General features: G+C 60.2%; 9 protein-coding genes, 1 tRNA gene and 1 pseudogene. 4 read left to right on the forward strand and 7 right to left on the reverse strand.

The genetic code is table 11. The annotated features are described in order from the left end of the window. Positions 1 to 25: 25 nt before the first annotated feature. The gene (locus tag P0M04_RS19470; RefSeq protein WP_259447461.1) at positions 26 to 922 is read left to right on the forward strand and encodes a SphA family protein; all 897 of its coding nucleotides are present in this window, start codon (positions 26 to 28) and stop codon (positions 920 to 922) included. A 161-nt stretch (positions 923 to 1,083) separates the two neighbouring features. Here the strand turns inward: P0M04_RS19470 and P0M04_RS19475 are convergent. Further along, a pseudogene (locus tag P0M04_RS19475) lies at positions 1,084 to 1,284 on the reverse strand (integrase core domain-containing protein); the annotation flags it as partial. A gap of 1,305 nt (positions 1,285 to 2,589) precedes the next feature. On the opposite strand from P0M04_RS19475, the gene P0M04_RS19480 reads away from it, so the two are divergent. Next, positions 2,590 to 2,686, forward strand: a tRNA-OTHER gene (locus P0M04_RS19480). Between the two features lie 212 nt (positions 2,687 to 2,898). Further along, entirely contained in the window at positions 2,899 to 3,519 is a 621-nt protein-coding gene (locus tag P0M04_RS19485) for a TIGR02466 family protein (RefSeq protein WP_259447460.1), read from the forward strand. 17 nt (positions 3,520 to 3,536) lie between these two features. Here P0M04_RS19485 and P0M04_RS19490 read toward each other — a convergent pair whose 3' ends face one another. The 6 genes from P0M04_RS19490 to P0M04_RS19515 all read right to left on the reverse strand — a co-directional run bounded on the left by P0M04_RS19490 (position 3,537) and on the right by P0M04_RS19515 (position 12,277). Next, entirely contained in the window at positions 3,537 to 4,244 is a 708-nt protein-coding gene (locus tag P0M04_RS19490; RefSeq protein ID WP_259447459.1) for a DUF6445 family protein, read from the reverse strand. A gap of 22 nt (positions 4,245 to 4,266) precedes the next feature. Further along, positions 4,267 to 5,784, reverse strand: coding sequence for a tryptophan halogenase family protein (locus P0M04_RS19495; RefSeq protein WP_259447458.1), 1,518 nt, complete (start codon positions 5,782 to 5,784; stop codon positions 4,267 to 4,269). Positions 5,785 to 5,797: 13 nt separating this feature from the next. Beyond that, the gene (locus tag P0M04_RS19500; protein ID WP_259447457.1) at positions 5,798 to 6,790 is read right to left on the reverse strand and encodes a cupin-like domain-containing protein; all 993 of its coding nucleotides are present in this window, start codon (positions 6,788 to 6,790) and stop codon (positions 5,798 to 5,800) included. A 4-nt stretch (positions 6,791 to 6,794) separates the two neighbouring features. Further along, positions 6,795 to 7,505 carry a SapC family protein gene (locus P0M04_RS19505; protein WP_259447456.1) on the reverse strand — a complete coding sequence of 237 codons (711 nt, stop codon included), beginning with the start codon at positions 7,503 to 7,505 and terminating at the stop codon, positions 6,795 to 6,797. Positions 7,506 to 7,534: 29 nt separating this feature from the next. Beyond that, complete coding sequence (locus tag P0M04_RS19510) at positions 7,535 to 9,094, reverse strand: tryptophan halogenase family protein (protein ID WP_259447455.1); 1,560 nt, start codon at positions 9,092 to 9,094, stop codon at positions 7,535 to 7,537. Positions 9,095 to 9,211: 117 nt separating this feature from the next. Next, positions 9,212 to 12,277 carry a TonB-dependent receptor gene (locus P0M04_RS19515; protein ID WP_259447454.1) on the reverse strand — a complete coding sequence of 1,022 codons (3,066 nt, stop codon included), beginning with the start codon at positions 12,275 to 12,277 and terminating at the stop codon, positions 9,212 to 9,214. A 503-nt stretch (positions 12,278 to 12,780) separates the two neighbouring features. Between P0M04_RS19515 and P0M04_RS19520 the strand changes: the two genes are divergently transcribed. Further along, entirely contained in the window at positions 12,781 to 14,025 is a 1,245-nt protein-coding gene (locus P0M04_RS19520) for an ROK family protein (protein ID WP_259447453.1), read from the forward strand. Positions 14,026 to 15,089: the final 1,064 nt, after the last annotated feature.

Here is a 15,089-nt window from a genome sequence, read left to right on the forward strand (position 1 = left end):
TAATAACGTAAACACTGGAGGAGACATGAAGGATTATCGTACGAAGATTGCTTGCGTCCTGCTGACCGGCACGGGCCTGATGAGTTCCGCTGCCTTTGCCACTGAAGGTGGTGGGTCAAGTTATCCGATGGGGGCGGAAAACTATTTGACCGGGGCGATGCCGCCGCCGGGATTCTATACTCTGGCCTTCGTTAACCATTATTCGGCGAATGAGCTGAAAGACGGCTCTGGCAGTACTGTACCCGTCGACTTCAGCGTGCGGGCAACCGCGATCTCGCCGCGCTTTATCTGGGTGACAGGAAATACGCTGTTGGGCGGACAAGTAGCGCATGCCATCATCGTTCCCTTGGTTGACCTCGACGTCAATGTCGCCGGGACCCATGGTAGCAAACGCGGCCTTGGTGACGTCGCGATCACCGCGTTAGCGCTCGGATACCACCACAGCGAAAAACTGCACAGCGTTGCGGCGCTCGACATCATCGCGCCGACAGGTTCCTATGACCGCAACCGGCTGGCGAATCCAGGCCGTAACTACTGGGCCATCGAGCCGGTCTATACGGCGAGCTACGTCAACCCGCAAGGCTTGAACTGGGACGTCAAGTTCATGTATGACTTCAACCGCAAGAACAAGAACACCGATTATCGCTCCGGGCAAGAAGCGCATTTCGACTATGACGTGGGCTACGCACTTGCACCCAACTGGGTCGTCGGCGTGGGCGGTTACGTGTACCGTCAAACGACGGATGACCAACTTCACGGTAATGATGTCGGCAACAGGGGACGCGCATTCGCCATCGGTCCGTCGATCAAATACGATACCGGGAAGGGATTTTTCGTGACGGCGAAATTCCAGCAGGAGTCGGGCGTGCGCAACCGAGCACAGGGCCACGCCTTCTGGATCAAGGCGACCGTGCCCCTCTAATCGAAACTCCGGATCGGGACGGATTCTTCGTTCATAGGCAAGACTCCGCTTCCTGATCCAAGTCGCATACGCGGCGTCTACGATGTGAAGGTTTGCGAATAGCATTCGTGAAATGGCCTGATCGGCTAATTTGTAGCCACAGCGATCGTTAGTCTTCGACTTCAAGCAGCCTTTCCCTGGCGCCGTTCACGTCCGATTGCGGCCGGGGTGCGGTTGCCAAGTGCAGAATGCGGCCGCTTATTGTTATAGAAGTGCCACCATTTCTCAATGATCAGCTTAACCTCCTGCCGGCTGACAAACCATTCCCGGTTCAAACATTCATCGCGGAGCTTGCCGTTGAAGCTCTCGACGAAGCCGTTCTGCGCAAGATTCCAATGATCTGCTCTTCGGTAAAACGTTTCTTCATCTAGCCTCCATGTACAAAATAACATGAAGACTAACTATCCCACTGGCTACAGGATTCCGATCAGGTCAAGACGAAAGTCGTGAGACATAGGGCCGGAGCATCACAGGTGTCACGAAACGTCATTGGACAGTTATTGTGCACTGCAGCATGATGAAACCTGTCTCCTCTATCTTCCTCTAAGAAGTTAGATTCAGCCTGCTTCCCAGCGGGCATTTTTTTTGTCTGTTCTGCTCCGGCAAGCAAAGCCGTGGTGTTCGGCAATCCCAGTCTAATCTGGCGCAGACCTATGCTGGGTCCAAGCTCCAAACGGAGGTCCTGCTCTTGCCCCCGGATGAACCCGGTTATTCGCGCCTTTCCAAGCCTCTGTCGTCGATTTCTCGGCAATTACCGGCGGACCCATCCGGTCCGCACAATCCATTGTTTTTTCATGGGCTACTCCAAGCAGAGAGCCGGAAACACCGGCATCGTATTGACCACCTCCCTGGAGGGGAGCTTTGCGCCAGAACCTGTGACGTGCTACGAGAAATCCGCCAGCTCGTATCGACGATGCTGAGTGCGCGCCGCACTGATCCGTATCGATTATATGGATACCCAATGTCCTTGGTTGTCCGAGCCCGTGCATCCGATGAGACTCGGGTCGATCGGTCGGCAGCTCCCGTTACCAGACCAACGCCCTTCGTTACGCGGCATTATTGTTGCAATTTTGAAACTTTACGGCTATGCCACTGCCTGCCAGTGGACCGTTTCAGGCCCAAAAAACCGTGCATGAAACGCTCAAACCCGTCGGCAAATCTAGTCAACTTAGCTCGGACTAAGTTGGCGAGAAACCGAGCGTGAAACCAAACTCCAGCACACTCATAAATTCTTACTCAATATGTGCTAAGTAAAAAAGGAATAATTTGTCGGTATATTTATAACCTTATTCGTACCGCTGCGTTCTGATCGTTAGGTATTGCGACCGTGACCAGAACAAGCGGTAGTAGCGGCGCCGATCCAGCATGCACGAATTTCTCGAGCGCTCAGATGGCGATAAATGAACCGCAATACAGCGCGGGCAATCCGGATTCTTGCGTCCGCCCTACAGCGCCGAGTCGGCACACAAGCGGTCGAACGCGTACTTGTGTTGGACAATCGGTTACGACGCAAAGCTGATTTCGAACCTCAAAGCACAGCTTTTTGGTAACCCCGACCGAAGAGGCGGAGTCGGGAAAGTTTAGGAAGGAGTAGTGTGGTCCGTCCTTGATGGTGAGCGACCTCATGTGGCGCAAAGTGTGGTGCTGAGCTAACTCTTTGATTTGTAAGAGCTAAAACGGCCTGCAAAGCCGTGTAGACGGGTTCGACTCCCGTCCTCGCCTCCAGCATATCTGTAGATCAGCGCTTTCGCGCTGATCTAAGTCAACGATGTAGCTTGTCCCTTCAAATCGACGGATTACGTTTGCGACACTACATACGGCTCGATCACACCGGTGCATTGGCGGACCATCGACATTAATGCCATAATTTGGACCTCGACAATTCCAGTCCTCGGATTCGCTAGCGAGGGCGTAACCTGGGCAGGTCCATGAGTAACATGAAAGCGTCCATGCAGGTGTTGGAGTTATTTCCGACGCCGATCTTCGTTGTGCAGACCCAAGGGGTAGACAACGAGGAACTGGCGCGCCAGATCTATGCCATTCGCGACGAGGAAGTCGCGGCCGGCATCGCCGACAAGACTGGCCTGTCGAACTATGGCGGCTTCCGTAGCTATGACCTGTTGCCGCTCCCGGGGTTTGCACAGCTCAAGCAACTCGTGCTGCGGGTGCTCAACGAATGCATGGTCAACGGCGCATGGTTTGCGGAACCGGAGGTCACGGAAGCGCAGTTCGGCGCGATGTGGGGGGTTATCAATGGCAAAGGGCACGCCAACAGCCCCCACAATCACCCTGGCAGTTGGATCAGCGGCGTGTATTACCCGCAGGTGCCAGCCGCGAAAGAACGTGCGGGGTCGCTCTGCTTCCGTGATCCGATCCTGGCGCGTACCTTTACCCGCAGCTTTTACCGCAATGTGCAGGCCGAGGCGGCATCCGTGGTGCCCGAAGTGGGCAAGCTGATCATGTTCCCAAGCTGGGTCGAACACCACGTCGGCCCCAACCTGACCGATGAGGATCGCATCGCCATCGCGTTTAACATCGACCACGCGAAAGCGCGCTAGCTTTTCGAAGCCGCGCTTCAGCAGGCGTTCAGGCGCACCCCGAAGAACGCGTTGACGGTCAGCCGTCCTTGTTCCGGATCGGCGCTGAGCAGCTCCGGATGGCGGATGTCGCCGCTGTGGTAGATCGTGCCATCATAGAACAACGCGCGGTTGAACGCCGCCGGGACGGTCGCCATCTTTTCAAAATACGTGTTGGTCTTGGTCGGATACGCGGGGGCGCTGTCGATCAAGGCCGAAAACGCGTCACGGTCCATGTGCTGCCCGCGGGCCATCATGGCCGACAATGTCGCGGTGTCGACCCGCGGTCGGAAAAAACTCGTGCCACCCAGCCGTTCATCCTTGAACAAATACAGGACCATGGCGAAATTGCCTTCGCCCGGCTGGAAGGGACCGCCATCGACATGCGGGATTCTCTGGAATGGCTCGAGATTTTCCGGCTTGCGCGTGACCATCGACATCCTGCACAAGGCGCTGCGGGTGCGCCGGGCGCCAAGTTGGCCCCGGATATATTGTGAAAAAAACGCTTCGAATGCCTGGTGCGCGGCTGGGGGCAGCCGCAGTTCCGGCCCGGGATAGTAGTGAGAATCTTCCTGCGAAAAATCCGCACGCCGCGCGACGGCATGGGCGATGAATTGCATGGGATCGCGCAGGATATTGTCAACGACTACATAAGAACGGCCATCGCTCAGCGCGACTTTACACATCGAGGGATTTGGGTTGAACATGGGCGGCTCCGAATTAAAAGGATCAGCTCGGCCGCTCTGCGCGGCAGAACCGCTGGACGTAAGCCTGATGCGATGGCAACTGCTGGACCGTCCTTTCGATCTTCTGGCGAATCGAGCCCAGGAACTGCGACAGCTCGGCATCGCCCATCAGGTCGGCCGACTTGTGATGCTGCTCGGGCATGATGCCTTGGCCCAGCATGACTTGCAGCCACGACGACTCGGTAAACAACTCACCCTCGGTGCGGAACACCCGTCCGGTTTCGCGGAACAGGTCGATGCGGTGTTGCAGCGATGCCGGCACTTCCATGTTCCTGGCAGCTTCCCAGTATGGGGTATCGGCGCGATTCGTCACCTTGTAATGCAGGATGATGAAATCGCGGATGTGGGCGATCTCCCTTTGCACTTGGGTGTTGAACTCGTCGATGTCGGAGCGGCAGATGCCGTCGGCCGGGAACATCTGCATCAAACGGATCAGATTACGCTGGATCAGGTGGATGCTGGTCGACTCGATCGGTTCCAGAAAGCCGCTCGACAGGCCGATGGCGACGACGTTGCCTTTCCACGATTGCTTGCGCTGGCCTGGCTTGAACTTGATCATGCGCGGCTGCGTCAGCGGCTCGCCTTGCAGATTGGCGAGCAAGATCTGCATGGCTTCCTCGCCATCCATATACTTGCTGGAGAATACGTGGCCATTGCCAACCCGGTGCTGCAGCGGGATCCGCCACTGCCAGCCGGCGCCGTGCGCAATCGCGCGTGTCATCGGCACCGGTTCGCCCATCAATTCAGTCTGCACCGCGATGGCGGTGTCGTTAAACAGCCATTGCGACCAGTCGTCGTATTCCACCCCCATGGTCTGGCCCAGCAACAGCGAGCGAAAGCCGGTGCAGTCGATGAACAAATCGCCTTCGATCAAGGCGCCGTTTCCGAGCTTGAGCCCGGTCACGTGGCCGCTGGCGGCGTCAAGCATCACCTGGTCGATCTTGCCTTCCACCCGCTTGGCGCCGAAACCTTCGCTGTACTTGCGCAGGAACCTGGCGTACAAGGTCGCGTCGAGATGGTAAGCGTAATTCATGACGTCGTTCGGCAGATGCGCGAAGCGGCCAAGCTGGGCCGACCTCAATTCCAGGCAATAGTCGCCGAAGTCACTGGCCAAGCCGCGCTGGCGGCCCTTGTGCCAGAAATGCTGGAAGCCCGCAGTCCAGTGGTCGACGCCGGTCAAGCCGAACGAGTGGATATAGTCCTCGCCGGGCGCGCGCCAGTTCTCGAAGCTGATGCCCAGCTTGAAGGTCGCCTGGGTTGCCCGCATGACGTCGGCTTCGTTCAGTTCCAGCAACTGGTGAAACTGAATCAAGCTGGGAATCGTCGCCTCGCCGACCCCGACGGTACCGATCTCGTCGGATTCGACCAGCGTGATGTCCAGTGTCTTGCCCAAGATCCTGGAGATGACGGCAGCGGCCATCCAGCCGGCTGTGCCGCCGCCGGCGATGACGACGCGCCGCACGGGCTTCCTGCCGATATTTTCCGGATTGTTCTGTTGCATGGGGTGTCTCCTGCTACCGTTTTAGTTTCTGCATGATTGCGGCGCGCATGGACCGCGCCTTGTCGAGATCGAGCGGACCGAGGACCCCGCGCGCCGGTTCCGGGATATGCGCCGCTTCACTGCCGTCCGCTTCAAATATGTAGTGGCGGAACACCTCTTGCCATGCCAGTCGCTGGGGCTGCGGCAGTTCGCGCAGCGTCAGGATGGCGTGCATCAGCGTATTGACCGGGGCATCCATATAGCCTGGCGACTGGCGCCACCAGTAGTTGATCAGGACGTTAAAACTGTCGAGCCCCTCGATATGGTGCCACCACATGCTGGGCATGAAGATGGCGTCGCCCGGCAGCAATTCGGCCACCTGCGCATGCGCCATGGCCTCGGCAAACCTGGGGAATTTCACCAGGTCCGGCCGATGAAAATCGACCAGGCTGATGGGCTGATTGGCCGGCGCAAAATCGAGCGGCCCGATGTACAGGTTGCTCAACTGCTCGGGCGGGAACAAGGTGAAGCGGCGACGCCCGGCGGCCACACAGGCCAGGTTATCGGGCAGATCCTGGTGCGCGGGAATGCGCGAACGGTTGCCAGTCCACACGCTGACGAGCGGATCGCGATCGCCCAGGTCGAGATCGTTTTCGTCCCGGAAGCCTGGCAGGCAGGTGTCCACTGTCGTCGAGCCGACATAAAAAGTCGGCGCACACGGGTCATCGAGGTGTTCGAGCACTTGATCGAGGATCGCGTCGAGCCTGGCATTGACGGCGTCGAAGTTAAATCCGCTGATGTCGTCGTTATAAAAATAGCGCCCCGCGATCTCGGGTGGACCGATCAGTGCACGGACCACCTCGCCCCGGTAGAAGCGGCGCAGATAGGCGATGCCCTCGCGCTGCGAGCGCAGGCTGGCCTTGACCAGCGGCCAGCTTGCGACCAGGCCGCGCAGCACCAGCGGCTCGGTCGCAGTGAGAATGGCGTCAGTCAGCGCGGAAGGTAGCACGCCGCTGATCTCGCGCATCGGTTTAGCCATCGACCGCAACGCGCTGGTTTTTGCGCTCGATGAGCTCGCGCAGCTGGACGAGCGATGCACCCATCTGATGGGCAGCCATCAGGTAGCCGTGCCGATGCAGGTGCGCAAGCGCCGCACCGTCGAGCGCGGCGAGCTTTTCCTCGTTGATCGTCGAAAAACCAAGCAGCTGGTTGTGCGAGCCGTTGTTCAATTCGATGTCGAGCGTGAGCGGCTCGATCAGGTCATGGTCGAGCAGCGCGGCGACAAAGCCGGCGTTGCTCTGCAGCCCCTCGTGCAAGGCCAGCAGCAGGCTGTTGACTTGTTCCAGAAGCTCGCTCTGGCCGCCGTATTCAAGAAACAGCGGATAGCCGATGGTCGTGCTGACTTTGGGATGATCGAGGTCGACATGCACCAGCAGACTATCGTCATGCAGTCCCATCGAGAAGGGCTGGCGCGCCACGGCCATCGGCACGTACAGCGCATCCCAGGCATCGGCGCCGGCAAACAAGTTTTCGCCCTCGACAAAACCGAACAGCGCCACCGGCTCGTAGCGCTGTTCGTTGCCGGTCTCGCGGAACACGATCGGATAGTGGGCCAGCACATTGCGAAACTCGGCCGGGAAGGTCGGGCAGATGGTCTCGCCGTCACCGAAGCGGGTGCCGCGGCCAAGAATGATTTTCAGGTCTTTGTGTTCGACGTTGTTTAACAAAACACGGTGGGTCATTGCTTGCCTTTTCGTTCAAATGTCATTGACTACCTGGTTGGCATTCCGTGATGCACGATATGCCCGATCAGTTCGCGGTTGCCGGGCAGCCCCGCCAGCATCTTGCGGGTCATTGCGGCCGCCTGGCGGAAGTAGCCGTCGGCTAGTTCGGCGTGCTCGCCGTGGCGGATCCGCCGGTCCACCTCCGGCACCAGCCCCATGCCGTACATCACGTATTGATAACTGGCGGCGGGAAACAGCTCTTCGATCCGGTGCAGGTCGTAGCGCGACGGCGGCTGCGTGCGCCAGAGCGCGAGCAACTCATTCAGGCGCGCGGGGATGGATTCCGGCGCCCGGTGATCGCGCCAGTACTGGCTGGCGTTGCGCTGGCTGAGCACATAATGCAGCTTGAGAAAATCGATCACCCGTTCCCAGCGGTAGGTGAAGGCATCGTTGAAGCGTTTGGCGACGATGTCCATCACGGCGCGGTTGGCCGGCATGCCGTCGCTGAGCATGGTGGCGGACAACTCCACCATCGCCAGTGCCGACGCCTCGAGCGGCTCGATGAACCCGGCCGACTGGCCGATGGCCACGCAGTTGCGGTGCCAGAAATGGTCGCGGTAGCCGGGTTCGAAGCCGAGCTTGCGCGGCGTGGTAAGCATCGGTGCGCCACCGCCGCTGCGTTCGACGTAGGCCAGCAAGGCCTGCTCGGCCTGCGCGTCGCTGGTGTGGGCGCTCGAATACACATGGCCGATGCCGCGCCTGGTCGGCAAGCCGATATCCCAGATCCAGCCGGCGTCCTGCGCCGTCGATCTGGTCTGCGACGCGATCGCACTGGCCGGCTCCGGATAGCCCAGCTGGACCACGCAAGCGCGGTCATTGAACAGGATATGCTGTTGCGACAGCAGAGGCACGCCATAATGCTTGCCCAGCAATAGCGCTTGCGAGCCGCTGCAATCGATGAACAGATCGCCCTCGATGGCGCCGCCCGGCCTGGTCTGCACCGAGGCGATGTCCCCGTCATCGTGCGCATGGACCGCCACCACATGGTCCGGCACGTGGATCACGCCGAGTTTCTCGGTGCAGTGGCGCCGCAGGAACAGACCGAACTTGGCGGCGTCGAGGTGGTAGCCATAGTTGGCCACGGCGGCGAACTCCGGCGTCGCCGCCTGCTTGGGCGCCCTGCCGGCGCGGCACAGGTGCGGCTGGGCGCTGACCAGATCGGCAAACGGCACGGCGCCGTGTTGGCGCTGCCAGCTCGCGGCCAGATTCGTTTCGCCATAGCCGTAGGGGAGTTCGAACGGGTGGTAATACGCGTCGTCATCGCCGCCGTCGACCCAGCCGGCGAACAGCGAGCCCTGTTTGAACGAGGCGTCGCAGGCGCGGAAGAAATCGTTCTCGGACACGCCAATGCGGTGCAGGGTCTCACGCATGCTGGGCCAGGTTCCCTCGCCGACGCCCACCGGCGCCACGTCGGGCGATTCGATCAGGGTCACCTTCAAGGCCGGGCCGGTACTGGTCTGATGCGTTGCCGCGACCAGCGCGGCAGTGAGCCAGCCGGCCGAGCCGCCACCGACAATCACGACCTTTTCCAGGGGTTGACTACGCACGCGAGTTCCATCCAGTAAGTAGTGTAGCGATTCAGTGTAGCAAGAAAAAAGCAGGCCATGGTTGTCACCACGGCCTGCTTCAGGACCTGCTCACATACCAGGTGCCGACTTCCGCAATCAGAACGTGTAGCGTGCGCCGACCATGTAACGCGGGCCGGTCTGGGTTGCGTTCAGGAAGTGGGCCTTGGTTCGGCCATACTGGCGTTGCGTCGAATTGGTCAGATTGATCCCTTCGAACAGCACGTTCAGGTTCTTGGTCACGGCGTAGCCCACGCTCAGGTCGGTCTGGCCATACGCCTTGGTGTACACCGGATCCAGGTGGCCGCCGCCATCGGTCTTCGAGGCGAGGAAGGAGTCGCGCCAGTTGTAGGCAAGCCGTACCGTCCAACCAAAGTTTTCATAAATACCCACCAGGTTGGCTGAATTGCTCAGACCCAGGATTGCGAACTGATCGGTGGTTTGGTCGTTCTTGTATTTCAACGGCGAGGTCACGTAGGTGTAGTTCGCCTGAACGCCAAAGCCCGTCTCGCCGAACATATGCTGAACGGCCAATTCTGCGCCATGCAAGCTGGCCGGTTGCGAGTTCACGTAGCTGGACGTCCTGAACTGCATCAGCGGATCGCTCGGGATGCCCGTGATCACACCGGTCGCATTGCCAACAGAGTTCACACCAGTCTTCGTGACGCCCGGCTGGCCGTTGTAGTTGTTGAGAATGTAGTTACGGATGCAGTTGGTGTCCGCAACGGTGCAACCACCAGTCGCCAGCGCGGCTTTATAGTACGCGCCGCCGATCGGGGTATGGATACCGTACTGGTTTTCCAGGACCTGGCTCTGGGCAGTGTAGTCAGTCAATTTCTTGTTGAACAGACCCAGCGAGGCGACGCTATGTTTGGTGAAATACCACTCGAAGGAAAGGTCCAGGTTCTTCGACTTCACCGGTTTCAGGCTCGGATTACCCGTCGCAGCAGTGCCACCCAGATAGTAGTCGGAACCGGTGCCGATGTTCAGGCCGCCCTGCAGCTCGTTATAACGGGCGCGGCTGATGGTGACGCCGGCGCCGGCGCGCACCTTGAAGTTCGAGGTCACGTCGAAGTCGGCATTCACGTTCGGCAAAACTTCGGTGTAGGAGCCATGCGTGGTCGAGTAGGCGGTACCGGCAAAGGTCAGCGGCAGCTCATTCTGCGAAATCCAGGTCACGCCCGTCGCCGGGAGCACCTGGGCCACCGAAGTGACCTTGGTTTTTTCGAAGTGCAGGCCGACGGAGGTGTGGACCGGAATGGCCAGCTCCCAGTCCTGGCTCAAGGCCACGTAGGCCGTCGTCGTTTTTTCCTCCAGACGCTGGTCGCTGTCGGTCGTGGCGAAATTCGGCAGGAAGCTTGCCTGCGTTTTCAGACCGTCGTTACTGACATAGCCAGGCTTGGTGGCGGCGGCGGCGGTTGCCGCGCGCAGCGCGCCGAAATCGGCCGTGTAGAAGTCCCTGAACATGCCGGCCGCGCCGGCCCCATCGAACTGGTCGAAGTAGCTGGCGGTGTCACTCTTCGAGAACAGGCTGGCGGGATAGTCGTTCTTGCTGGTCAAGCCCGACCATCCGTTGTTCTGCACGAGCGATTGGGTCGAGCGGTTTTTCACGTCGGTATAGCCTACACCGAAGTTCAGGTTCGATTCTTCGGCTACCTTCCACTCGCCGCTCAACTGCAACTGCTTGACGGTCGACTTGACGTAGGTGTTGGAGAACTGCGAACCGGTCGCCTGGATCGGCTCGGCGGCCACGTTGGTGCCTTCAATGCCCAGGATCGGCAGCTCGTGGGTGAAGTCGACCGAGGTTCGGCCACGGCTGAAGCTGGCGTTGCTCAGCTGATTGCTGCTGCCCCATGGGCTGTCGGCTTTCGATTCAGAGCTCGACGAGTGGGCGTCGAGCGTGAACCTCAAGCCGGACTGCGGTTTCCAGACCGTGTTGAAGCCGACCGAATTGAGGGTGTTCTTGGTGGCATAGTCGGCTGAGATGACCGACATGTCCTGCGGCGTGTTGTAGACTTCCGAGTAAGTCAAGGGCGCCTGGTTGCTGCCGCCCGGCCAGGTGCTGGTCGAGGTCGGGGTCTGGGCAAACCAGACGCTCATTTCGGCGCGGCGCGTGTGCAGCTTGTTCTGCGCGAAGGTGTAGTCGAGGGTCGCGGTCAGTTCCTTGACCGGACGGAATTGCAGCACGGCCTGGCCATTGACACGCTCGCGCTCGAGACCGTTGACCTGGTAACCAAAGTTTTGCGGGCGCTCATACAGATCGTTCGGACCTGGGCGGTTCGTTACGCTGCCGACGGGCGCACCGGGCTGCGGCAAGGTCGAGCCGTCAATCACATCCGAACCTTTGTAGGGGCCGATCCAGCCATTGGCGATCTGGGCACGATTCAAGCCCGAGTCGCGCTTCGAGTAGCTGGCGTTGCCGCCGAAGCCCCACATGCCATCTTTGGTGACGGTGCTGAAGATGCCGGAAACTTCAGGCGTAACGCGCTTACCCTTCAGCAAGTCGGGCAGGTTCTGGCTCGACTGGTCCACCACGCCCTTGACGCCAACGCTCGCCACGGTGCCCTTTTGGTCGAGAGGACGCGCTGTCATGATGTTGACCGTGGCGCCGATGCCGCCGGACGGATCCTGGGCGCGGCTGGTCTTGTAGACCTGCAGCTGCGAAATGGCATCCGAGGCCAGGTTGTCGAAGGAGAACGAGCGGCCGTTCGCGTCGTTCAGGTCAGCCGTCGGCATTTGGCGGCCATTCAACAGCACCAGGTTGAAGTCGGGGCCCATGCCGCGCACCGTGATCTTCTGGCCTTCGCCATTTTGACGGTCGATCGACACGCCGGTGATGCGCTGCAGCGACTCGGCCAGGTTCGTGTCCGGGAATTTACCGATGTCTTCAGCGACGATACCGTCGACGATACCATCGGAGTTCTTCTTCAGGTTCAGCGTCGACTGCAAACTGGCCCGGATACCGGTCACCACGACGGTATTCGCCACGTCCTGTACGGACGTGGTCCCCGTCTGGTCGGTCGGCGCGGCGATGCCGTTGGCGGCGCCCGTGTCCTGCGCATGGGCCGGCGCAACCAGGCCGGCACAGGCACTCGCAACGGCGAGGCTGATCAGGCGATGCCGGGTGTTCAGGTGATGGGAAAAAACCCTCTTGGTGTGTTGCACTGTGTCTCCTCTCGTCTCTCGAAAAAACGCCGGACCCGACGGGCGGCGGCGTCCGTACTGGTGGTGCTACAACCTGGCGGCCCGCATCGGTCATTGCCGGCGGGTCTGTTGTCCGCTGCGGCGGCCGCGGCAGCCGTCACTTTGTTGCCTCATTTATCATTGATAGCGGACATCATTTCTCGTAGATTAATGAGACTAAATATTTTGGTCAATCGATCAAACCAAACGTTTGCCCCAATAATGAGCGTCGGTGCACCACGGCGGGATACAGTTTTGATTGTGAAAGCGGGGATTACGTAACGTACGTACATTGATGTCGGTACGTACGCGAGAAATCGATTTCATAATTAAATCAATCACTTCATCCAATACGATGAGGATGACCGGGCCGTGAGACTTCGCGTTGCGAGACGGGAAAGATGTTGCAAATATGCAGTTTGCATGATCAACAAATTTTTCCAACCCGTTGCATAATCATCACAACCACTTGATTTTCTTACCCCATGCAAGTTACCGGTGACCAGCAACTCCTCAAACAACTGAACCGCATGGCCGTCGTACGCCAGGTGAGCACCCAGCCCGGGCTGTCGCGCGCGGCGCTGGCCGACGTGCTGGGCCTGACCAAGGCCGGCATCAGCCTGCTCGTGCGCGCACTGGTCGACGAAGGCTGGCTCACCGAAAGCGAGCTGCTCGTGACGGGCGAAGTCGGCCGGCGTGCCACGCCGTTGCATCTCGATCCGTCGCGCCTGGCCCTGCTCGGCGCCGAACTGGGCGTGGACGAAGCCCGCGTCGTCGCGACGAACCTGCTGGGCGAAGTCCTCGACACGCGCATCCTCACGTACGAGGATCCGGGCGACCCCACGTCGTGCATCCGGCTGGCCGCGCTCGCGCTCGCGAAGATGGCGAAACGGCTCGGGCGCCCCGTTCTCGGCGTGGGCATCGGCCTGCACGGCGCCGTCGACGAGGCGCTGGGCCTGCTGCACCACGCGCCCCACCTCGGCTGGCGTGACGTGGACGTGGCCGGGATCGTCCAGGCCCACGCCAAGGGCTCGCCGCTGGACGGCCTGCCGCTGTACATGCAGAACGAGGCGAACGTCGCCGCGCTGGGCGAGTTCGAATTCGCAGACCAGGCCAGCACCGATCCCTTGATTTATCTGTCAATCGGCTATGGCGTGGGCGCCGGCGTGATCGTAAACGACCGCCTGCTGACCGGCCTGCACGGCTTTGCCGGCGAAGCGGGCCACGCGATCCTGCAGGCCGGCGGGCCGCTGTGCTCGTGTGGCAGGCGCGGCTGCGCCGATGCCCTGATCGGCCTCGGCGCGCTGCTAGGCGCCGAACGGCCCAGCCATCCCGCGCTGGACCGGCTGTTCCGCCGCGTGGTCGACGGCGACCCGGCCACCTGCGCCGCAGTGGACGCAGCCGGCCGCCAGCTCGGCGTCCTGCTCAACAACCTCTGGGCCAGCTTCGACCCGATGGCGATCGTCATCGGCGGACCGGCAGTGCGGCTGGGCGACACGCTGATCGAGCCGGCGCGGCGGGTGCTGGGCGAGTACGCGGATGCCGCGATGCTGACCGCGCCGGAAATCCGCACTTCGCGCTTCGGCGCGGACGTGGTCGCGATAGGCGGCGCGGCGCTGGCGCGCCACCGGCTCACGCGCCCGCTCGACCTGCAGAGCATGGCGCGGCGGGCCGACAAAGGGGGGCGCCAGGCGCGGGCGACGAATGGCGAACTGGGTCTGGCGCGCTAGATTAGGAAGGCCGATGCCTCCGCAATTACATGCGGGTACGCGGAACGATGATCAAGATGCTCGACCGGGCGGCAGCTTGCCCATCGCTGAGCCGTTTGGCCCCTAACTCCGTTCGCCGGCCGAACTCATGATGTGACAGACTGGACCAGTCGCGGTGGAGCATAGAATCGTGCTGAACGAGATGGCAGAGGTCGGCTCTCTAAGACTACAGACACTGATCGAGGTAGGGATTAGGTATGTATGCCTTGCCGGGACCTTACGTTTTACCTGCGCGATCCGATCGTCCCTGCTCAGGTCTAGAGTAATAGTCGAGCCGTAATTGCTGCGTGAATATCGCGTTGGCGGTGTCGAAGCAGGGATCGTAGACGCTTGCAGTTAAAGCCGCCATGCAGCTTGCCAAGCAAGTCGCGAACGAAGCGCAGGCCGAAGCCACGCCTGGGGATGTCAAGTAAAAGTCGATGGTAGACGGCGCTCTGCACCTCGAATGCGACGAACTCATGTGGTGCAAAATGTGGTGCTGAGCTAACTCTTTGATTTGTAAGAGCCAAAACGGCCTGCAAAGCCGTCTAGACGGGTTCGACTCCCGTCCTCGCCTCCAGATATCTGTAGATCAGTGCTTCTGCGCTGATCCACGTCAGTCGTTTGACTAATTCTAGAGCATTCCTCCTGTTTCCTGTGGAGGACAGTTAGCCGCCGAGCTGCGCAAGGGCTGTTAGCGCGCTCAGAGCATTCAGGCTGTTGAATGCCTACATGCCGTGGCGATCCCTACCGAGAGCGACCAGCGCCTTCACTACGGATTGCTGTACAAGCAACAACACCGTACACTGAAGCCTCCACACCGTCGGCCATTGGCCGAGAGCGTCCTGTCGTGATAGTACGAGAGTTTCTCAGTCCGGCAGCTTGCTATGCTGGCTCGACCGGCCGCCATCCTATCGCTTGAGTTATCGAATATGTAAAATCGGTGACTGCATTCATTGGACCCGCACAAGGCTTACATTTGATAATCGCTTCGACAGCACAGCGCGCACATTGGCGATCAACCACAGCATTGTTGTTGTCTTTGC

It is taken from the genome of Telluria mixta, assembly GCF_029223865.1.
GTDB classification, from domain to species: Bacteria; Pseudomonadota; Gammaproteobacteria; order Burkholderiales; family Burkholderiaceae_D; genus Telluria; species Telluria mixta.

What these genes read in the sequence shown, in the direction of transcription:
- P0M04_RS19470 (WP_259447461.1), top strand. Translation starts at nt 26, where the DNA reads ATGAAGGATTATCGTACGAAGATTGCTTGCGTCCTGCTGACCGGCACG.
- P0M04_RS19485 (WP_259447460.1), top strand. Translation starts at nt 2,899, where the DNA reads ATGAAAGCGTCCATGCAGGTGTTGGAGTTATTTCCGACGCCGATCTTC.
- P0M04_RS19490 (WP_259447459.1), bottom strand. Translation starts at nt 4,244, where the DNA reads ATGTTCAACCCAAATCCCTCGATGTGTAAAGTCGCGCTGAGCGATGGC.
- P0M04_RS19495 (WP_259447458.1), bottom strand. Translation starts at nt 5,784, where the DNA reads ATGCAACAGAACAATCCGGAAAATATCGGCAGGAAGCCCGTGCGGCGC.
- P0M04_RS19500 (WP_259447457.1), bottom strand. Translation starts at nt 6,790, where the DNA reads ATGCGCGAGATCAGCGGCGTGCTACCTTCCGCGCTGACTGACGCCATT.
- P0M04_RS19505 (WP_259447456.1), bottom strand. Translation starts at nt 7,505, where the DNA reads ATGACCCACCGTGTTTTGTTAAACAACGTCGAACACAAAGACCTGAAA.
- P0M04_RS19520 (WP_259447453.1), top strand. Translation starts at nt 12,781, where the DNA reads ATGCAAGTTACCGGTGACCAGCAACTCCTCAAACAACTGAACCGCATG.